Raw genomic sequence first — 19,405 nt, 5'->3', positions numbered from 1 at the left:
ATGCTGTGAGTGCCCACACAGATTGCTTGATTCAAATTGTTAAAGAGCGACGCAACAGTGTGTTGCTGCGGGAGTGGAATTCTACTCAACCGCCTTCTCGAGTCAAGCCTTATTTTCAAAGGCTTTTCGAGGTTATCGACTTGGCTTTCTGCGTTACCGCTTGCCCTGTTGATGGAGGCGCATTATAGAGATCCAGCTCACATTGGCAAGCTTTTTCCGCAATAAAATTGCAAAAAAGTGCAATTTATTAGTTATTCATATCAGCACACAGCCTTTATACAGACTTACCCACAGACAAGGGTAAAATGCGGGGTTTTGTCTCCGGATAAGCGCCTCACAAGGGAACAGGCACTCATCCATCATCGCAGCACCGTCGCGTCCGACGCACTGCACCAACGGCCGCTTCTATATAAAGAGGCGTATATAGCAGTGCTTATCCCAATCCAGCCTCTTTGACCCAGCACGCTATCAGCTCGCTGGCAGGAAGATCCCTGCAACCCGATACATTCTGGCCAGCCCAGAGCGGAGAGAAGCCACTGTCCCCCGCCTTCTCGGCGGCGGCACGCAGCGGTGCCAGTGCGCCACTGGCATAGGGGAAGTGAGGGGCAAGATCCGAGAGCGGGCCCAGCTCACGCATCAGACGGTTGACGATACCCCGCGCCGGACGGCCACTGAACAGATTGGTCAGTGCCGTCTGCTGGCCTTGGGGCGAGTGGAGGACAGCGCGATGCAGCGCCGAGGTGGTCGCTTCATGGCAGCAGAGAAAGGCGGTGCCCATCTGCACGGCGCTCGCCCCCATTGCCAGCGCGTTGGCGATCCCCTTGCCATCGACGATACCGCCAGCGGCAATCACCGGCAGATCGGTCACCGCGAGGATCTGCGCCAGCAGGGTCAAGGTGCTCTGCTGCAAGGCGATATCATCGGAGAGGAAATGACCGCGATGACCGCCCGCCTCCAATCCCTGAGCGATGATGGCATCGGCGCCGTGTTGAGCGAGCCATACGGCCTCCGCAACCGTTGTGGCACTGGCAAATACCTTGGCCCCCGCAGCCTTCACCCGGGCAAGCAGCTCGGGCGCGGGCAAACCGAAGTGGAAGCTGACCACTGCAGGTCTGAACTCGGTCACCATGGCGGCATGCTCCTCATTGAAAGGTGCACGGCTTGGCGCCGTCGTGACCGCTGGGGGAAGTAGGCTGAACTCGGCGTAGTAGGGAGCAAGGCGCTGCTGCCAGCTGGCCAGAGCAACGGGATCCGGTTCCCGTTGCCGATGGCAGAAGAAGTTGATGTTAAATGGCCCAAGGCCGCTTTGGGTAAGTCGTCCCAGTTCGCTGCGCAGCTCCGCTAATGTGAGCATGGCGGCAGGCAAGGAGCCCAAGCCGCCCGCACGGGTCACGGCCAGCGCCAGCTCACTACCCTGCACACCTGCCATTGGCGCCTGAATGATGGGATATCGCATCCCCAGTTCGGTAAAGAGGCTCATCCATTCACCCCGTTTGTCGCATCCGCCGCTAGATGTGCGCGGGCCAGTGCGATGGCACCGTCGATGGCACTACGCGCCTGCGGGCTGTTCTGCCAACAGGTCGAGCCCAGCATGCTGGCCACCAGCTGGACGATATGGGTGGTGTCGGCCTCGGCCAATCTGGCCAGAGTATGGTAGCCAAGCTGTTCGAGCCGCCCGATAACGCTCGGCCCTACCCCTTTCACCCCGAGCAGCAGGGCCCGCTCTTGTGGGCTAAACCGGTTGTTGCCATCCATCTGTCAGACTCCTTTCCGATAGCTGTGGTTAAACATCAGGCCCGCAAGGGGCCTGATGAAGAGAGTGAAGGCTTAACGCACGCTGCGCAGCAGGAAATCCGGCTGACCGCAGGAGCGGCGCTCGCGCTTTTGCATCTCGGCGGAGCAGGTGACCGCATCCGTCCCCTCTTTATTGACGCAGATGTAGATCTCCCGCAGGAAGCGGCCACCATCGGCGCAAGCCACCGTGATGTTGTCGGGGGCCAGCCACTGGTTGGCGCTCGCCAGATCGGCCTTGAGCTGGAAACTGGTTTTGCGCAGCGGCTCTTCCGGAGATTGATAAGCCGCCGGGATCTTCACCTTCTGGCGCAAATCGCTCGCCAGCTGATGGAAGGCCTGCTGGCTCAAGCCGGAGCAGGTACCGTGCTTCTCCCACTCATGACGATAGAGGAAACGGCTGGGGTAGAGGTCGGCAAACTCGCTCTCCATATCGGGATCGAGCCGTTCGCGAGTGCAGTTGCTGGGGTAACCGCGATCGTACTGGGGCCAAAGACCGTGCAGCACAAAGCCCAGCTTGCGGGAACACTGGTCCCGATCCGCCGGTTTGACGGCGCAATGCTCGGGCGACCAGGAGAGCGCCATGGCGTAATAGTCAAACTCCCCCGCCTCCCCTTTGGCCTGCACGGCCGAGGAGAGCAACAAACCACCCGCCAACAGGGCAATCATCTTCTTCATCTATATATGTCCATTTAAACCAACTCGGGAATGGCTGCAATGCTCCCATATTCCAGCGCGCGGAAACAGTGATCCCGCCAAGGCTTGCGACAAGGGTCAGACCACTTTGGGGTTTCACCGGATAATAACGAGGCGTAAGCTGGCATCCTGGCGCCGGGTGCGCCACCGCATCATTTCAAGCAACCACAGGATGTAACATGATCCGCAAGAATCCCTCCGGCCATCTGCCTGTCATCGACGAATCCGCCTATATCGACAAGACCGCCATCATCTGCGGCAAGGTGATCATCAAAGAGAATGTCTTTGTCGGCCCCTATGCAGTGATCCGTGCCGACGAGGTGGATGAGAGTGGAGATATGGAACCCATCGTCATCGGCGCCAACTCCAATATCCAGGATGGCGTGGTGATCCACTCCAAATCCGGCGCCGCCGTCACCATCGGCGAGTACACCTCCATCGCCCACCGCTCCATCGTCCACGGGCCATGCGAAGTGGGGAACAGGGTCTTTATCGGCTTCAACAGCGTGCTGTTCAACTGCCATATCGGTGACGGTGCCGTGGTGCGTCACAACTCGGTGATCGATGGCTGCGATCTGCCGCCGGAGTTCTACGTTCCCTCCACCACCCGCATCAACCAGCAGAGCGATCTGACCCATATCCCGCGGGTTTCAGTGGATGCCGCCGAGTTCTCCGAAGACGTGGCCCACACCAATATCGACCTGGTCAAAGGGTACAAGGCGCTCTCCAACGAGTTCTGATCCCTTTCTTTATCACCAGAGAACAAAACGGGCGCCGAAGCGCCCGTTGCTGTTTCTATCTCTACTTATATATGTGCGGGTCAGGAGCACTTCTTCAGGCTGATATGCCAGTTGGCGCCGGATTGCACCTGATGCTTGGCGGCGAAGCTGTCCATGTTCAGCGCCACCGACACCTGCAGCAGGCTGTTGAGGTAAACCAGCGGCTGACCTTCCGGCACGTCACCGAAGCTGCTGACGTAAGGGGCCTTGCCGTCATATTTGACCACATCCCCTTCGCGGATCTTGATGCAGGCGTTATCCCCCTTGTTGATCCCCGCCTTGGTCAGCAGGGCATCGTCGATATTGGTCCAGACGTTGCCGTACTGCACATCGAGGATCGGGATGGTGCCCTTGAGGGTGCCATCTTTCTCGGCTACCGCAGGCTGATAGGGGATCTTCACCACTTCGGCGGGCAGCAGCGGGCCGACCTGCTCATAGCTGATGGCGCCGGAGGCGAGCCGTGCACCGGTATAGGCGTACACATCGCGGCCATGGAAGGTGTAGGACTTCTCGGAGCCCTTGAGGCGGTTGAGTTTCTCGTCAATCTGGCGCACCGCCTCGATGCCGAAGTGCTCGGCCACCAGAGTCAGGGTGCCGTTGTCCGGGGTCACGATGTAGTGGCCGCTCCTGGTCTTGAGCACTACTGATTTGCGCTCGGTGCCGACACCGGGATCCACCACGCTGACGAACACAGTGCCCTTGGGCCAATACTGCAGGGTCTGGTAGAGGCGGTAGGAGGCTTCCCAAATATTGTAAGCCGGGATCTCGTGGGTCAGGTCATAGAGCGGCAGGGTGCGATCCACCCCGAAGGCAACCCCCTTCATGGCCGACACGGCGCCATCTTTGAGGCCGAAATCGGTCTGGATCACCAGCGCTTCGTTGGCGGCGGCGATGCCGCTTGCCAGCATGAGGGCAAGCGCAATGGCGCGGGGAGCGGTACGAATATCCATATCTGAACTCCTGAATCATCTGAGGATAACGAAACGGCGACAGCCATTTAGACATCCAGACTGCCATCAATAGATTTTTTTGCAAGGGATTTGCAACAAAGTGAGGGACGATTCGCAGAAATTGTGCTCGCCAAACGGCGACAGCGGGGGTATCAAAGGCAGAACGGGAAAACGTTTACAATACAGGAGCGCAGCACCATGACACAACCCGTACCGGAGATGATGACCCTGCTGCTGGAGATTGGTGAACAGAGCAGTCAGCTCTGGCTGAGCCAGCCAGATGCGGCCCCGTCACACTACCCGCTGGCCTTTGGCACCCACGCCATCCAGCCCGGACCGTTTCGCCACGCGCCGCCCACCCCGCTCGAACTGGAGCGGGCCATCATGGTGGTGGAAGATGAGCTGATGCGCATCGCCCCGCAGATCCCGCCCGGCTTGCAGCTGACTCTGCGCAGCCAGCCATCACTGGCCGAAGCGCTGGGGGACAACCAGCTCGACCGGGATCTGGTGGAACAAGCCTTTGGCCAGCTGGCCGCCATGGCGGAAGGGGATCCCCTCGCAGCCAGCTTGCTGCCCCGCGACGAGCACTTTGCCGCCGTGCTGCTGATCGTCAGGGAGTGGCTGCACCATCTGGCCAGCGAGAGCGTGCTGATCGTGGAGTAGGGATAAATAAGTGGTGAGGGCTTCAGCTTCTGGCAAGGTTTGTCGGTGGATCCTGTCGGGATTTCATTCGCGTATACTTTGCCCGTATGGCGCCCACGCCCCTATCGGTACTCTAACCAGACACCTATGACCTTATTTTCAGGTAACCCCCCAGCCTTGCGCTGGCCACCGGCGTTTGCTCGCCAGTTCATCGTCAAAGTGGCCGGATTGGCCCTGCTCGCCCTGACCGGGTTGGGCACTGTCTTCTACTACACCTATCTCACTATCCAGCACGACATGGATCTCATCACCGCCAGACAGAAGAACGTGTTCGAGGTCTTCTACCAGCGAGCCAAGATCCTCAAGGTGGAGAACATCACCAGCTATTTGGCACAGCACCATCTGCTCGATCAGCCACCGCCCCCGAATAGCGTCGGCAGCGACTATCTCTACGGGTATGACCTCAAAAGCAAATACCGCTTTGCCGATATTCCGCTGCAACACCCGGCAGCCAATCTCCTCAACACCTTCCGCTATGCCCTCTCTTATTCGGAGGTGATCAACATCTACACCATCTGGAATGACTACCGGCTGATCGGCATGGTGGCCGACAACAATGTGCTGCCCGCCAGACTGGCGCCGATCAAGGTGGATCTGATGACACTGCCCGCCTGGTATCACTACTTCGGTTGCGCCAGCTTTGCCCCCGGACGACCCTTGTGCAGCGCCGATGAAGCCTTTGTCTCCGATATCGAGATCGACAGCTTCAGCATGCGCAACACCATAGTGATGTACTTCCCCTTCATTCATCAGTCGGGGCGCGGCGGTTACAAATACGGGTTGCTCGGTATCGACATCGCCGTCGATGAAGCATTTAACGATGTGTTGCGCCCCTTCGATACCATCAACCCGACCCGCACCAACATATCGTTTGAAGCCGCCGAGCCCTGCAGCCCGAGGCATCTCTGCCTGAGCAAACCCTTTATGCGCACCAAGGCGGGGGATGATCTCTATCTGAAGTGGTCCTACAGCGGGTTCGATTTCGTCAAGCTGGCCCTGCATGGCGCAGCATTCAAGGTCTATCTCATCGTGCTGTTGCTGGGCATGGTGGCCTGGAAGCAGATCTACTTGCGGCTGCGCACCCTGGCGCACACCGACCACCTGACTCGGCTGCCACGCCGAGATGTGCTCTGCCAGAGTCTGCTCCATGAGCACGACTACCTGATGATCCTCGATATCGACAACTTCAAGTCGATCAACGACACCTATGGCCATGGCGTCGGGGATCTGGCACTGGTCGCCTTTGCCCGCCATCTCAGAAGCAATATCCGCAAGGTGGACAGCGCCATCCGCTGGGGCGGCGAGGAGTTTATCGTGCTGTTCAAGGGGATGGAGGATGACGAGATGATGATCCACTCCGCTGGCCGCCTGCTGGATCGACCATTGGGGATCCCCGAGCTGCCCACCCCCATCACCTTCTCCGCCGGGGTGATCCGCATTCGTGACTACCTCACCGTCACCGAGGCGGTGCATCTGGCCGACGAGCTGCTCTACCACGTCAAACAGCACGGCAAACACAACATCGCCTGCTACGAGGGCAAAAGGATCCGGCTGATCCGCCCATTACCGGACGACGCAGAGCCATAGCCGCCTTCTGCCGCTCCCCCTGCTTCTGTTACCATCGCGGCCACGATCACTCACTGCATCGTGGCCGCAGGCCGCGATAACCCCGACTGGTGCCCCTATGTCCACAGCCTCCTTTGCCGAACTGGCCCTCTCCCCCCGCTTGCAGCAGACCCTGAGCGAACTGGGCTATGCCGCCCCCACCCCCATTCAGGCTCGCGCCATCCCCGTCATTCTGGCGGGGCGGGATCTGATGGCGGGGGCACAGACCGGCACCGGCAAGACCGCCGCCTTTGTGCTGCCGCTGCTGGAGCAGTTGCTGGCGCAGCCACAAATGGCGTCCCTACGCCCGATCCGGGCGCTGGTGCTGGTGCCGACCCGCGAGCTGGCGGTGCAGGTCGCCGAGAGCGTGGCGCGCTACGGCCAGGGCACCGGTCTCACCAGCACGCAAGTCTACGGCGGGGTGAGTATCGCGGCGCAGGTGGAGGCGCTTCAGACCGGGGTGGATATCCTGATCGCCACCCCGGGCCGCCTGCTTGACCATCTGCGGCAGGGGGCGTTGAGTCTGGCGGCGCTGCGCCATCTGGTATTTGACGAAGCGGATCGCATGCTCGACATGGGCTTTATGGACGAGATCAAGGCGCTGCTGAAACAGATCCCGGCGGGTCGCCAGACCCTGCTCTTCTCCGCCACCTGCGACGACAACCTGTTTGCTTTGAGCAAGGTGCTGCTACGCGACCCCGAGCTGATTGAAGTGGCACCGCGCAACACCACGGCGGCCGAGGTGGAGCAGCGGGTCTACACGGTGGACAGTGATCGCAAGCTGGCGCTGGTCGAACACATGCTGAAAGTGAAAGGGTGGGCACCGGCACTCATCTTCAGCCGCACCCGCCAAGGTGCTGACAAGCTGGCCCAGCAGCTTGGCAAGGCGGGCATCAATGCATTGGCCTTCCACGGCGATCTGTCGCAAAGCGCGCGGGAGAAGGTGCTGCTGGAGTTTCGCGCCGGCACCTTGCAGGCGCTGGTTGCCACCGACGTGGCGGCCCGCGGCCTCGATATCAGCGATCTCAACTACGTGATTAACCTCGAGTTCCCGTTTGTGGCAGAGGATTACGTCCACCGTATCGGTCGCACCGGTCGCGCCGGCAACAAGGGGCTCGCCATCACCCTGTTCAGCCCGGAAGATGCGCCGCTGCTGGAGAAGGTGGAAGCGGTGCTCGACACCCGTTTGCCCCAGCAGTGGTTCCCCGGCTTTGAGCCGGATCTGACCCGCTTCGAGCCCGAGCCGCGCCGCAACAGCAAGGCGGCCCAGAAACAGCGCGCCAGAAAGCAGGCCCTCGCTGGCAACAAGGGTGGCAAGGGCAAGCGTTAAACCTCCCCTGCACCGCCAATAAAAAAAACGNGTTATCTGACAGGGGCCAGATCTTGACGAGTAACCCCCTAACGGGTCGCCAGCACCAGTGGCAGGGATCGCAAGATCTGCCGCTCCGCCAGGCTCGAGAGGATAAACATCACCATATAACCGAGCCCCAGCGCCACGATAATCGCCACCACGTTGGCGGTGAACTCGGCCACCAGATAGTAGGCGGCAACCAGTGCCACTATGCCCGCCAGCCGGATCAGCAAACTCCGGGTAAAGTGACCGTGAGCCTTGATATAGGCGAGCTGATAGCCGTTGAGCATCATAAAGATAAAGAAGATGGAGAAGTGGAACAGCACAGGCACAGCACCCACGTAGTCGGCGGGGAAGAACAGCAACACCAGCGGCTTGCCCGCCAGCAGCATCAAGCCAAAGAAGGCCAGACTGACGATGGCGGAGAGGCGGAAGATCCAGCGCCGGATCATCCTTATCTGGCGGTGATCGCCATTGCGCAGATTGACCGCCAGCTCAGGCAGCACAAAGCGGTAGATGGGGAAGACAAACAAGGTGGTCATATAGGTGAAGATGGGGCGCACCACCACCTGAAAATCCCCCAGCTCGTCGATGCTGAAGTGGCGGATGGTGAGCAACACAGTGATGTAGATCATCAGGATACTGGCCCCCGCCTCCAGCGAGGCGGTAAAGCTCTTCTTCACATAGCTAACCATCTCGGGGCCGAGCGCCACCTTGGCCAGCGGCCTGGTGGCGATGGCCCGACGGCGCGAAACATACATATAACCGGCGATGGCGAGCGACGAGAAGGTCAGCCCGTAGAAGAGCGAAGGGAGCGCATCCATCCCGAGTCCAAAGTAGCAGGCCATAAACAGCAGGCCGTTGGCCAGCGGCTCCAGCCAGGTGACCCGGTTGGAGAGCTGATACATACGGTACATGGCCACCAGATTGGTGAAGTAGACCTTGAGCCCCAGCCCGAAGATGACCCCCACCAGTTGCAGATACTCCACCCGGATATGGAGCCCGTGCTTGATATAGGGGATCACCGCCCCCCAGGTGAGCAGCACGATGCCGATGAGGAAGTAGCGAAAGATATTGATGATGTCCCGATCGTTTTTGGTCTGGGAGTAGCTCACCACCATGGAGGAGCGAAAACCTGTCATCAGGATAAAAGAGAGGGAGATCAAATCCACCACGCTGTTGAACAGCGCCAGCTCCCCCTTGGCGACCCACTGCGCCAGCCACACCTTGAAGGCGAAGCCGATAACGATGCTGACCAGCGAGGCCCACATCCCGGTGATAAAGGCCTGCTTGAGGCGCGCGAGAGAGGCGTATTGCATAACGAAAATGGATAACTTTCAGGGAAAAGAGAGAGGGCCATCTTATGAAAGCCTCCCTCCCTTGAACAGCGTTAATGCCACGCACTCACAGCCACCAAAAAAACCGCAAACGCAAAAGGCCCGCTTATTTCCTGAAAGCGGGCGTTTTGTGGTGTGCCGTTATGGCTGCTGATTGCAGCGATGGCAGGGCTTGCAGTCTGTCTGCCACGCAGCGGCTATGACTGCGGCGCCGCCTTGATCAGCTCCTCGTAGTGATCAATCAGCTCAGGCCCGTGCAGCGGCGAGTCGTGCCCGCCAATCACCGTCTTGATCGGCAGCTTCATCGCCTTGAGCCGCTCGATGGTCTGCGGATACTCCTTCACATTGGCAAAGCTCAGGTTGCCCAGCTTCTCCTTGAGGATGCAGTTGCCATAGAGCACCTGCTCGTCGGGGAAGTAGACAAAGATGCCGTCCGGCGTATGGGCCGGGCCCGCGTAGAAGGCGCGCACCTTGCCCTCTTGCAGCTTGAAGTCGCCATCATGCACCACGTTGGGCAGCACCAGCGGCAGATCCGGATACTCCGGCAGCCCCTTGCGGGTAAAGGCGACAATCTCGGCCCAGTCGCTCTTCATCAGATCCCGGGTCTGGCGCGTCGCCACCACCTTGGCCCCGATGGACTTCCAGTAGGCGTTACCGCCCGCCCGGTCGGTGTGGTAGTTGGTGTTGATCACCTCCAGCACCGGCTTGCTGCTGACCCGTTTAATGAGCTTATGCAGATCGCGAGCGGTATCCGGCGTCCAGGTCGCCCCCACCACCGTCACCCCCTTGGCCCCGAAATAGACCATGGAGTTCTCTTTGACGTAGTAGTTATCTTCAACAACATAGACAGGGCCGCTCACCTGTTTGAGTTCGATCCCCGCCGCCCGCACGCTGCCACCCCAGAAACTCGCCATCAGCACCACGGCCCCGGCCAATGTGCACTTCATCCAACCTTTCATCATCTTGCTCCCTCGAACCAACCACCCCCTCGCCACCCCTGTGGCAAGCCGGGCCTTTTAAGCAGTGGGCAGAAGATACGGGGGATTTGTGAGGGGAAAATGAGGTTGCGTGAAGTCTGGGTGAAGTCAGGTGGAATTCAGAAATATCAGGGGGAATCGGCAGCGAACCACGACAAAGATGGCGATTGGCAGTGCGGGAAGTGGAGAGAGGTAAAAGGCTCAAAACACACCATCACCGCCTTGCAGTAGGGGCGATTAGCGCAGCGTAATCGTCCGTTTACCGCGATCGTCCGAATACTCTTAACTATTACCTTATTTCTGCGAAGTTCAGCACACTCCATGACTTCATACGAGACTCATCAGGCAGTAGACTAAGTCAACTTTGATGGTGCAGCCCTGTTTATCTTAAGTGGAGTATTAATATGTTCAATGGAGTTCGTGTTTTCGATACTGTTTTAGATGGTAAAAATACAAGAGATATGGTTTCAAGAAACTCAGCTGATTTTTGGAAACCATTTTGTAAATCAGCAGGATGGAACTTTAATTATGAGCGGATCCATTCATTAAACGACCTTAAGTATTTTTTCTCAAAAAAAATCAAAGAGGATATTATTATCTTTTCAGGGCATGGTAATGAAAATGGCTTCTATTTTTCAAATGGAGATTGCCTTGATAAAAATACAGATACTTTCATTCCAGAAAAAAACCATGGAAAAGTAATTATATTTTCATCATGCCTAATTGGAAATAATGAGTGCACATCCAAAGCGTTAAAAGCATTTTTCTCCGCAGAAGCTCTTTTTTCATATCGGCACCTTATGTCAGATAGATTCTGCTTTTTAAATGAATCCATACTACTCTCCTCTATAGAGCATAAGTTCAACCGAGGTAAAAACAGCTTTACAGAAAACGACTTTAGGGAGTTTCAGACTCAGACTAATTTTATGAAAAACATGAATGAAAAACATGTGAAACTACATCCAATGGTTATGTTTTAAACCTTCACGCCATCTATTAATTAATTTATTTCAAGATGATAAAAAACACCCACTTGTAATACAAGTGGGTGTTTAGACCGATCATCATCGGACACGTCAAAATATTTAACTCACAACAGCAATCACCCCAACGGCGGCGTGCGTGGCGGCACCATCCGCTTGCTGCCGGTGGACTCGAAGGCCGAGGCGAAGCGCAGCAGGTTGTTGTCGTCATAGGCGCGACCGGCGAAGGTCAGCCCAACCGGCATACCGATATCAGCCATCACCCCCATGGGGACGGTGACGGTCGGCACGCCGAGGTGGCGAATGGCGAGGTTGCCGTTGGCTACCCAGATGCCGTTGCTCCAGGCGATATCGGCGGAGGCCGGATTCACATCCGCATCAGCCGGGGCGACGTCGGCGACGGTGGGGAACAGCACGGCGTCGAGCTTGAGCCCGTCCATCCAGTCTTCCAGATCCAGCTTGCGAGTCTTCTCCAGACCGCGCAGGCCATCCGGCACTGTAGCGATCTCGTCCCAGGATTTCAGGCCGCGCTTGGCCATATTGACGTACTCGTCCATGCCCGCCGCCAGATCGCCCTCGCGGTTCGGCAGGGTGCCCGGATCGTGGGGGAAGATCTTCGGCCCATCGACATCGGCCAGCTTGTTGAGCTTGGGGTCGCCGTTGGCGCGCAGGAAGTCGTCGAACGCCCAGCCGGAGAGCTCCCACAGCTCGTCGTTGAGGAACTCCGGGCTCACGATGCCGCGATTGAACACGGTCGGCGCGCCGGGTCGGTCACCTTCGCAGTTGGAGACCAGCGGGAAGTCCACTTCGATGACTTCTGCACCAGCGGCTTCCAGCGCCTGACGGGCCAGCTCCCACAGGGCGATCACGGTCGGACGGGTATGGATACGCTGACCGGTCGGGCCGCCGATGCCGGGGTTTTCGCTGGTGCCAGCCAGTTCATCCTTGTTGATAAACATGCGCGGCACGCCGAGGCGCTTGCCCTTGAGGGCATCGGCCTTGGCAGCCAGCTCCAGATAGGAAGCCGGACGCACCTCGGAGGCCTTGGGCAGCTGCACCCAGGGCTGCATGCGCCAGAGATCGCCACGAGTCTCGGCATCGTCGGCGACGACCACATCCAGCACCTCCAGCAGATCGGCCATGGTGCGGGCATAGGGCACCACCACATCCATGGTCGGAGTCAGCGGCCAGTTGCCGCGCACCGAGATGACGCCACGGGACGGGGTGTAGGCGCACAGGCCGTTGTTGGAGGCAGGGCCTCGGCCGCTCGACCAGGTCTCTTCGGCCAGACCGAAGGCGGAGAAGCTGGCGGCGGTGGCAGTACCGGCACCGTTGGAGGAGCCGGAGGCAAACGGCGCGGTCAGGTAGTCGGCGTTGTAGGGGCTCTCGGCACGGCCATAGACGCCGCGCTGCATACCGCCATTGGCCATCGGCGGCATATTGGTTTTGCCAAGGCAGATGGCACCGGCTGCGCGCAGGCGCTCCACGGTAAAGGCATCGCGCTGGGCCACCAGATCCTTGAAGGCCGGGCTGCCGGAGGCGGCAGTCAACCCCTTGACCAGATAGCTGTCTTTGGCGGTGTAGGGGATGCCGTCGAGCGTGCCCAGAGTCTCGCCACGGGCGCGGCGGGCATCGGAAGCCTCGGCCTCTTTCAGTGCATCGGGATTGGCGACCACCACGGCGTTGAGTTTGGTGGCAGTTTCGGGGCCATTATAGGCCTCAATACGGGCCAGATAGGCCTTGACCAGTTCGACCGCAGTAGTGCGGCCTGATTCGAGCGCGGCACGCAGCTCGGCAATGGAAACCTCGGTCACTTCGATCATGGGGATCTCCTGTAAAAGGGTGACTGTTTGTCATGATGATCGCCGCATCAGCGCCTGCGACCATCACACTATCAAGAGATAAAACCCCACAGCGTGGGGTTTTGAATACCAACCTCAGCTGGCTTGGAACAGGTTCTTACTTGCCAGAAGGAATTTGCTGAGTAATGCAGTGAATATTGCCACCGCCCAGCAGGATCTCGCGGGCCGGTACGCCGATCACGGTGTGATCCGGGAAGATCTCTTCCAGAATGCGCTGGGCTTCGCCATCGGTGGCGGCATCCAGCAGCGGGTAGACGATGCGATCGTTGGTGATCAGGAAGTTCACATAGGAACCGGCCAGACGGCCTTCTGCCTCGCGCGGCACACCGCTGCCGCTCTCGACACCGGCAGACTCCTCTTCAGTGCAGAACAGCGGGCCCGGCTGGGGCAGCTTCCACACTTTCAGCTTGCGACCCTTGGCATCGACCGCCGCTTCCAGCACCTTGAGGGCAGCCACGGAGCGGGCGTACTGGGGATCGTTCTGGTCGTCAGTCCAGTGCAGGGCCACTTCACCCGGACGCACGAAGCAGCACATGTTGTCGATGTGGCCGTCGGTTTCATCCATGTAGACGCCTTCGTCCAGCCAGATAAAGCTGGTGACGCCCAGATAGTCGCGCAGGTAAGCCTCGATCTGCTCTTTGGTCAGGTGCGGGTTGCGGTTTTCGTTGAGCAGGCACTCGGCGGTGGTCAGGCAGGAGCCTTCGCCATCGACATGGATGGAGCCCCCTTCCAGAATCAGTGGCGCGTCGTAACGAGCCATGCCGTGCTGGGTCAGCATCTGGGCTGCGACCTCTTCATCCTGATTCCACGGGTAGTAGAGACCACCCTTGTGACCGCCCCAGGCGTTGAAGCCCCAATCCACCCCACGGCACTCGCCGGCAGCGTTGGTAACGATGGTGGGGCCGGTATCGCGGGCCCAGCAGTCATCGCTGTTCATTTCAACCAGAGTGACGTGGGCGGGCATGATGGCGCGGGCCTGCTCCATAAACTGGGCCGGTACACCCATAAAGACCGGGGTAGCACCACCGATGGCATCGGCCACCTTGGCGAAGGTCTCTTGCGCGAAGCGACCGGCTACGCGCCAGTTGTCCGGGCGAAACGGCCAGATCATCCAGACGGCCTGCTGGTGCGCCCACTCGGCGGGCATGGTGAAGCCGTCGGCGGCCGGCGTGGAGTTAATGGTCTTGATGCTCATCGCAAGGCTCCTTGCATGGATTGAGGCCCCCGTTTACGCCCGATGCGGCGCGGGAACCCGGAAAAATAATAGTGGGTCGCAGTGTAAGAAGTTGCGCCCCCATCCATCAAATGAATAGGATGGATTGTCCCATAAACACGGCGAATAATCCCCCCATGAAACTGCACCAGCTCGACCTCAATCTGCTGCTCGCTTTTGACGCCCTGATGACGCAGGGCAGCGTCACCCGCGCCGCCGAAGCGCTCTTTATCAGCCAGCCCGCCATGAGCCATTCGCTTAACCGGCTGCGCACCTTTCTCGGCGACCCGCTTTTGGTGCGCACCCCGCAGGGGATGCTGCCGACCCCGCGCGCCCAGCGGTTGCACCTCGGGGTGCAGCAGGCGCTGCGGCTGCTGGAGCAGCAGCTCACCGAGGAAGAAGAGTTCGAGCCGAGCCAGTCGAAGCGGCGCTTCGTGCTCTGCACCACAGATTACGTGGAGTGCGTGCTGATCCCGCCGCTGATCCAGCGCCTCAGACGGCTGGCGCCGGGGGTCACCATCGAGATCCGCATCCTGCGCGACACCCTGCCAGAGGTCGAGCTGGCGAGCGGCGAGATCGATCTGGTGCTGGGCTTTGACGAGTACATGCAGGTGCCGGGGTATCTGGGCAAGGAGACCTGGCTCACCGAGCCGCTGGCCGGACTGGTGCGCGCCGATCTGCCGATTGCCAAATCGGCCCCCGCCGGTGCCGAGGATGACCCCTCCCAGTGGCAGGAGCGCATCACCTTGCAGCAGCTTATCGCCATGCCCCATGTGTTCCACTCGCCGCTGGGCACCTCGGAGGCGAGCCTCGACCGCTATCTGAAGAGTCAGGGCTTTAGCCGCACCATCTCGGTCAACAGCCAGAGCTATATGTCCGCCGCCGCCATCGTCAGCCAGAGCGATCACCTGCTGGTGCTACCCAGCATGGTAGCCGAGCTGCTCGCCACCCACTGGCCGCTGAAAAGCCTGCCGCTGCCCGAGGACGTGCCGGATTATCACCTCAACTGCGTCTGGCATCCCGTGCATGCCCAGCAGCCTGCGCTGGTATGGCTAAAAGATTTGATGAAGGAGCTGGTGGGGCCGAGGTAACCCTCCCGCAAACAACAGTGGCTCCCGAGGGAGCCACTGTTGTTTCTGCGGTATCGCGTTACGCCCGCAGGGCCCGCATCAGCTGGGCGACTACGTCGTCGAGCAGGGGGCGATCGGGGCGGCACTGGGCGAAGGTGACCAGCCCTTGCAGGTTGATCAGCAGCAAGGCGGTGAGGGTGTGGATATTGCTATCCGGGGCCAGCTCGCCCTTGGCCTGCGCCTGTGTCAGCAACTCGGCCAGATCCTGCTCCAGCTCGCCATAGATCCCCTTGACCCGCTGGGTCAGCTCCTCATCCTGCTCGCTCAGCTCCATCATGGTGCGAGTCACCAGACAGGAGCCGCAGAGCGCCTCCCCTACAATCCGGTCGAGATAGGCCGCAAGGCCCGCCAGCGGGCTCGGGTTGTCGAGCAGGGAGCGGCGCAGGGTGCGTTTACCCTCGACATAGTGATCCACCGCCGCCAGCAGCAGGCCGCGCTTGTTGCCAAAGGCGCCGTAGATGCTGCCCGGATGGAGGCCGGTGGCAGCCACCAGCTCCTGCATGGTGGTCTTGGCATATCCCTTGGCGCGAAACGCTTCCATGGCATTTCGCAGTACCTCGTCCCGATCAAACTCGGCTATGCGCATGGTTCCTCCCGTGGGAAATGGTTCACCGGCAAGGGGCAACAGGGCCCGCCGATAAAGAGTGGCTGGAAAGGGCGGCAAGTTTACCCCAGCCGCCCGCTCGGGCCAACCTTCTTGAACGGGCATTCAAAAAAAGCTTGCGCCCGACGCAAAAAACGTCTTGAATGCACGTTCAAGAATAACCCGTTCAGGACAACCTATCATGAATACCCTGTTTCAGCCGTATCGACTCAATGACACTCTGACCCTGGCCAACCGTTTCATGATGGCCCCGCTCACCCGCTGCATGGCAGGCCCTGGTCTGGTGCCGACCGAGCAGATGGCTACCTATTACGGTCGCCGCGCCGACATCGGCCTGATTGTTTCAGAGGCCGTCATCATCCGCCCCGACGCGCAGGGCTACCCCAATACCCCAGGCCTCTTCACCCAGGCGCAGATCGATGGCTGGAAGAAAGTGACCAGCGCCGTACACGCCAAGGGTGGCAAGATCTTCGCCCAGCTGTGGCACGTCGGCCGCCTCTCCCACCCCTTCTTCCATCAGGCTGAAGTGTTGGCCCCCTCTGCCGTGGCGCACGAGGGCACTGTGCCCCGCATGCGCGAGCTCACCTATCAGGTGCCGCGCGCCCTGACCGAGGCCGAAATCGCCCAGCTGGTGCTGGATTACGCCCAAGCCGCAGCCAACGCCATCGAGGCGGGCTTTGACGGGGTGGAGATCCACGGTGCCAATGGCTACCTGATCGACCAGTTCCTGCACCACTCCACCAACCTGCGCACCGACAACTACGGTGGCAGCCCGGAAAAGATGAGCCGCTTCGCGCTGGAAGTGGTCGATGCCATCAGCGCCCGTATCGGCGGTGATCGGGTTGGTATTCGCCTCTCCCCGGGCGCCTATGTCCATCTGGCGGGCAGCCCGGAAGATCGCGCCGTGTTCGACTATCTGCTGGGCAAGCTCAATGATCGCCCGCTGGCCTATATCCACCTCGGCATCTTCGATGACAACCTCACCTTCGATTATCTGGGTGGCCGTGCCTCCGACTATCTGCGCGCCCACTACAAGGGCAATCTGGTCGGTGTGGGCAACTACGACGCCGAGCGCGCCGCTACGGCCATCGAGGCTAACCGCTTCGATCTGGTGGCTATCGGCCGTCCGCTTATCGCCAACCCAGACTACCTCACCAAGGTGAAGAAGGGAGAAGCGCTGGTGCCCTACGCCGACACTATGCTGGCTGAACTGGTATAACCACGAAGCCATCGCCAGACGACAGGCAATAAAAAACGAGGGGAGCTGTTGCTCCCCTCGTGCTATCTGGCTGATGCGCTGATCAGTTGGTGCGGATGCTTAATTGGTACGAAATAGCGCCTCGATGGAGAGCCCCTGGCTCAGCAGGATCTCCCGCAGACGGCGCAGCCCCTCCACCTGGATCTGGCGTACCCGCTCGCGGGTCAGGCCAATCTCGGCTCCCACATCCTCGAGGGTGGCGGGCTCATAACCCAGCAGACCAAAACGACGGGCCAGCACTTCCCGCTGCTTGGGATTGAGCTCCTCCAGCCAGTGGACAATGCTGCTGCGCATATCATCTTCCTGTGACTCCAGCTCAGGCCCCATGCCGCGTTCATCTGAAAGCACATCCAGCAATGCCTTGTCGCGATCGCCACCGATGGGGGTGTCCACCGAGGTGATCTTCTCGTTGAGCTTGAGCATGCGATTCACATCGTCCACCGAACGATCCAGCGCGAAGGCGATATCCTCGGCGGTCGGTTCATGATCGAGACGGTGAGAGAGTTCGCGTGCGGTGCGCAGGTAAACGTTTAACTCTTTGACCACATGAATGGGCAGACGGATGGTGCGGGTCTGGTTCATGATGGCCCGCTCTATGGTCTGGCGGATCCACCAGGTGGCATAGGTAGAGAAACGGAAGCCGCGCTCGGGGTCAAACTTCTCGACCGCGCGGATAAGACCGAGGTTGCCCTCTTCGATGAGATCCAGCAGCACCAGGCCGCGGTTGTTGTAACGACGGGCGATTTTCACCACCAGTCGCAGGTTGGACTCGATCATGCGCTTGCGGGCGGCTTTGTCACCTCGCAAGGCACGACGGGCGTAGTAGACTTCCTCTTCGGCAGTGAGCAGCGGGGAGAAACCTATCTCCCCCAGATAGAGTTGCGTGGCATCCATCACCTTGTTCAGCTCAGGTGCCAGCAACTCATCGGAGATAGTCTCGTCCGCTTCGGCGGCTACCTCCTGCAACTCTTCTACCTCGTGAGATTCGGGTTCAGCGTCAAACTCTAACTCTGCATCCTGCATTACCAGTTGTTCTTGGCTCATGGTGTGTCTCCCTGACGTTACCAGAGTAAGACGGTCTCTCTGGGGTTAACGCTTTGGCAAATAGCTCATCGGATTGATCGACTTGCCTCTGTACCGGATCTCGAAATGCAATCGCACATCCGGCGCGTCCGTGCTACCCATGTTGGCAATGACCGAGCCCCCCTTGACGCTGTCCCCTTCCTTCACCCGCAACTCGTCGTTGTGTGCGTAAGCGGAGAGATAGTCATCATCATGCTTGAGGATAATCAGCTTGCCGTACCCCCTTAAAGCACTGCCAGCGTATACCACTTTACCGCTGCTGGCGGCGTAGACGGGTTGCCCCTTCTGGCCGGCTATGTCGATCCCCTTGTTACCCTGTTCTGCAACAGAGAACCCCTCGACAATCCGGCCTTTTGCGGGCCAGTGCCAAGCAAGTCTCGACTGGGAGTTGTTTGTTTTTTGTTCTTTGGACTGAGCGTATTCCTTCGGTGCTGCCGGAGCAACGGATTTCTGAGCGATGAACGGCGTGGTCTGACCAGATCCACTCGGCTCGGCCAACGGACGCGGACCGCTGCTGGGACGGCTCACGGCCACCGGCGTCACGGTTGCCGGACGAGTCGCAGCCACCTGCTGGGTCGAACCGCCGCCTGCGGTCTGGACATTGAGCACCTGACCCGGCTGCAGCGCATAGGGGGCGCTCAGGTTGTTGCTCTGGGCCAGCGCCTGCGGTGTCATGCCGAACTGGCGGCCGATGCTGCTCAGGGTATCGCCGCGGCGCACCTCATAGGTACCGGTGCTACGACTGCTGCCCACGCTGGCGCTGGAACCATCGAGTCGCAGTCGCTGCCCCGGATAGATGTTGTAGGGCGGGCTGATGTTGTTGAGGCTGGCCAACGAGGGTACGTCGTTGCCGGAGTTGAAGGCGATAGAGTAGAGAGTATCCCCCTTCTTCACCACATAGCTGCCGCCCTGAATGGGGGCGCTGACCTGGGCACCACTCTGGCGAGCCGGAATGGTCGAGACAAACGGCCCCTCATCAACACCATCTACCGGAGCTGCATTTTTACTGGAGGAGCAGGCAAGCAGCAGCCATGACAACACCACGACACTGCTTCCTTGCCAAATACGCGAACGCATAATGGAT

The 19,405-nt window shown here is 59.6% G+C and carries 19 protein-coding genes; 8 read left to right on the top strand and 11 right to left on the bottom strand.

The features are described from left to right. On the top strand, positions 1 to 188 hold a 188-nt coding region (locus AB5Y84_RS14320; RefSeq protein ID WP_368177214.1), incomplete at its 5' end, for a hypothetical protein. 245 nt (positions 189 to 433) lie between these two features. On the opposite strand, the gene AB5Y84_RS14315 is transcribed toward AB5Y84_RS14320, so the two are convergent. The 3 genes from AB5Y84_RS14315 to AB5Y84_RS14305 all read right to left on the bottom strand — a co-directional run bounded on the left by AB5Y84_RS14315 (position 434) and on the right by AB5Y84_RS14305 (position 2,469). Continuing rightward, on the bottom strand, positions 434 to 1,480 hold the full coding sequence (locus tag AB5Y84_RS14315; protein WP_368177213.1) for an NAD(P)H-dependent flavin oxidoreductase: 1,047 nt from the start codon (positions 1,478 to 1,480) through the stop codon (positions 434 to 436). Next, positions 1,477 to 1,755 (bottom strand): helix-hairpin-helix domain-containing protein, encoded by a 279-nt coding sequence (locus tag AB5Y84_RS14310; RefSeq protein ID WP_368177212.1) that lies wholly within the window; start codon positions 1,753 to 1,755, stop codon positions 1,477 to 1,479. Before AB5Y84_RS14310 ends, AB5Y84_RS14315 begins: the two co-directional genes overlap by 4 nt. A 72-nt stretch (positions 1,756 to 1,827) precedes the next feature. Then, positions 1,828 to 2,469, bottom strand: coding sequence for a ribonuclease (locus AB5Y84_RS14305; protein WP_040068400.1), 642 nt, complete (start codon positions 2,467 to 2,469; stop codon positions 1,828 to 1,830). Between the two features lie 197 nt (positions 2,470 to 2,666). On the opposite strand from AB5Y84_RS14305, the gene AB5Y84_RS14300 reads away from it, so the two are divergent. Further along, positions 2,667 to 3,227: a carbonate dehydratase gene (locus AB5Y84_RS14300; protein ID WP_005335471.1), complete on the top strand. Its 561-nt coding sequence runs from the start codon at positions 2,667 to 2,669 to the stop codon at positions 3,225 to 3,227. A gap of 80 nt (positions 3,228 to 3,307) precedes the next feature. Here AB5Y84_RS14300 and AB5Y84_RS14295 read toward each other — a convergent pair whose 3' ends face one another. Beyond that, positions 3,308 to 4,216 (bottom strand): S-adenosyl-l-methionine hydroxide adenosyltransferase family protein, encoded by a 909-nt coding sequence (locus AB5Y84_RS14295; RefSeq protein WP_019446189.1) that lies wholly within the window; start codon positions 4,214 to 4,216, stop codon positions 3,308 to 3,310. Between the two features lie 198 nt (positions 4,217 to 4,414). Between AB5Y84_RS14295 and AB5Y84_RS14290 the strand changes: the two genes are divergently transcribed. From AB5Y84_RS14290 to AB5Y84_RS14280, 3 genes are all read left to right on the top strand, one after another. Next, positions 4,415 to 4,879 carry a hypothetical protein gene (locus AB5Y84_RS14290; RefSeq protein WP_005362752.1) on the top strand — a complete coding sequence of 155 codons (465 nt, stop codon included), beginning with the start codon at positions 4,415 to 4,417 and terminating at the stop codon, positions 4,877 to 4,879. A 156-nt stretch (positions 4,880 to 5,035) separates the two neighbouring features. After that, positions 5,036 to 6,505 carry a GGDEF domain-containing protein gene (locus tag AB5Y84_RS14285; protein WP_368177215.1) on the top strand — a complete coding sequence of 490 codons (1,470 nt, stop codon included), beginning with the start codon at positions 5,036 to 5,038 and terminating at the stop codon, positions 6,503 to 6,505. A gap of 97 nt (positions 6,506 to 6,602) precedes the next feature. Further along, positions 6,603 to 7,853 (top strand): DEAD/DEAH box helicase, encoded by a 1,251-nt coding sequence (locus tag AB5Y84_RS14280; protein WP_257725245.1) that lies wholly within the window; start codon positions 6,603 to 6,605, stop codon positions 7,851 to 7,853. Positions 7,854 to 7,921: 68 nt separating this feature from the next. Here AB5Y84_RS14280 and AB5Y84_RS14275 read toward each other — a convergent pair whose 3' ends face one another. Both AB5Y84_RS14275 and AB5Y84_RS14270 read right to left on the bottom strand, forming a co-directional pair. Further along, positions 7,922 to 9,193 (bottom strand): hypothetical protein, encoded by a 1,272-nt coding sequence (locus AB5Y84_RS14275; RefSeq protein WP_257725244.1) that lies wholly within the window; start codon positions 9,191 to 9,193, stop codon positions 7,922 to 7,924. A gap of 215 nt (positions 9,194 to 9,408) precedes the next feature. Beyond that, positions 9,409 to 10,173 carry a CphA family subclass B2 metallo-beta-lactamase gene (locus AB5Y84_RS14270; RefSeq protein WP_257725243.1) on the bottom strand — a complete coding sequence of 255 codons (765 nt, stop codon included), beginning with the start codon at positions 10,171 to 10,173 and terminating at the stop codon, positions 9,409 to 9,411. 419 nt (positions 10,174 to 10,592) lie between these two features. Here AB5Y84_RS14270 and AB5Y84_RS14265 point away from each other — a divergent pair, with 419 nt between their 5' ends. After that, positions 10,593 to 11,168: a hypothetical protein gene (locus tag AB5Y84_RS14265; RefSeq protein ID WP_231560921.1), complete on the top strand. Its 576-nt coding sequence runs from the start codon at positions 10,593 to 10,595 to the stop codon at positions 11,166 to 11,168. 122 nt (positions 11,169 to 11,290) lie between these two features. Here the strand turns inward: AB5Y84_RS14265 and AB5Y84_RS14260 are convergent, their stop codons facing one another. Together AB5Y84_RS14260 and aguA are read right to left on the bottom strand one after the other, a co-directional pair. After that, complete coding sequence (locus AB5Y84_RS14260; protein WP_257725242.1) at positions 11,291 to 12,994, bottom strand: amidase; 1,704 nt, start codon at positions 12,992 to 12,994, stop codon at positions 11,291 to 11,293. A gap of 136 nt (positions 12,995 to 13,130) precedes the next feature. Next, positions 13,131 to 14,228, bottom strand: coding sequence for an agmatine deiminase (gene aguA, locus AB5Y84_RS14255; protein ID WP_368177211.1), 1,098 nt, complete (start codon positions 14,226 to 14,228; stop codon positions 13,131 to 13,133). Between the two features lie 155 nt (positions 14,229 to 14,383). On the opposite strand from aguA, the gene AB5Y84_RS14250 reads away from it, so the two are divergent. Continuing rightward, positions 14,384 to 15,337, top strand: a complete 954-nt coding sequence (locus AB5Y84_RS14250) for a LysR family transcriptional regulator (protein ID WP_257725240.1) — start codon at positions 14,384 to 14,386, stop codon at positions 15,335 to 15,337. Between the two features lie 58 nt (positions 15,338 to 15,395). On the opposite strand, the gene AB5Y84_RS14245 is transcribed toward AB5Y84_RS14250, so the two are convergent. Further along, complete coding sequence (locus AB5Y84_RS14245; RefSeq protein WP_005335495.1) at positions 15,396 to 15,962, bottom strand: TetR/AcrR family transcriptional regulator; 567 nt, start codon at positions 15,960 to 15,962, stop codon at positions 15,396 to 15,398. 199 nt (positions 15,963 to 16,161) lie between these two features. Between AB5Y84_RS14245 and AB5Y84_RS14240 the strand changes: the two genes are divergently transcribed. Further along, positions 16,162 to 17,199 (top strand): alkene reductase, encoded by a 1,038-nt coding sequence (locus tag AB5Y84_RS14240; RefSeq protein WP_257725239.1) that lies wholly within the window; start codon positions 16,162 to 16,164, stop codon positions 17,197 to 17,199. Positions 17,200 to 17,298: 99 nt separating this feature from the next. Here AB5Y84_RS14240 and rpoS read toward each other — a convergent pair whose 3' ends face one another. Then, on the bottom strand, positions 17,299 to 18,282 hold the full coding sequence (gene rpoS / locus AB5Y84_RS14235; RefSeq protein ID WP_005335504.1) for an RNA polymerase sigma factor RpoS: 984 nt from the start codon (positions 18,280 to 18,282) through the stop codon (positions 17,299 to 17,301). A gap of 45 nt (positions 18,283 to 18,327) precedes the next feature. Beyond that, a complete protein-coding gene (locus AB5Y84_RS14230) occupies positions 18,328 to 19,398 on the bottom strand; it encodes a LysM peptidoglycan-binding domain-containing protein (RefSeq protein WP_257725238.1) in 1,071 nt (356 codons plus the stop codon). Positions 19,399 to 19,405: the final 7 nt, after the last annotated feature.

It is taken from the genome of Aeromonas sp. s11 (assembly GCF_040907945.1).
Lineage (GTDB): Bacteria > Pseudomonadota > Gammaproteobacteria > Enterobacterales > Aeromonadaceae > Aeromonas > Aeromonas veronii.
This window is presented reverse-complemented; position numbering and strand designations above follow the sequence as displayed.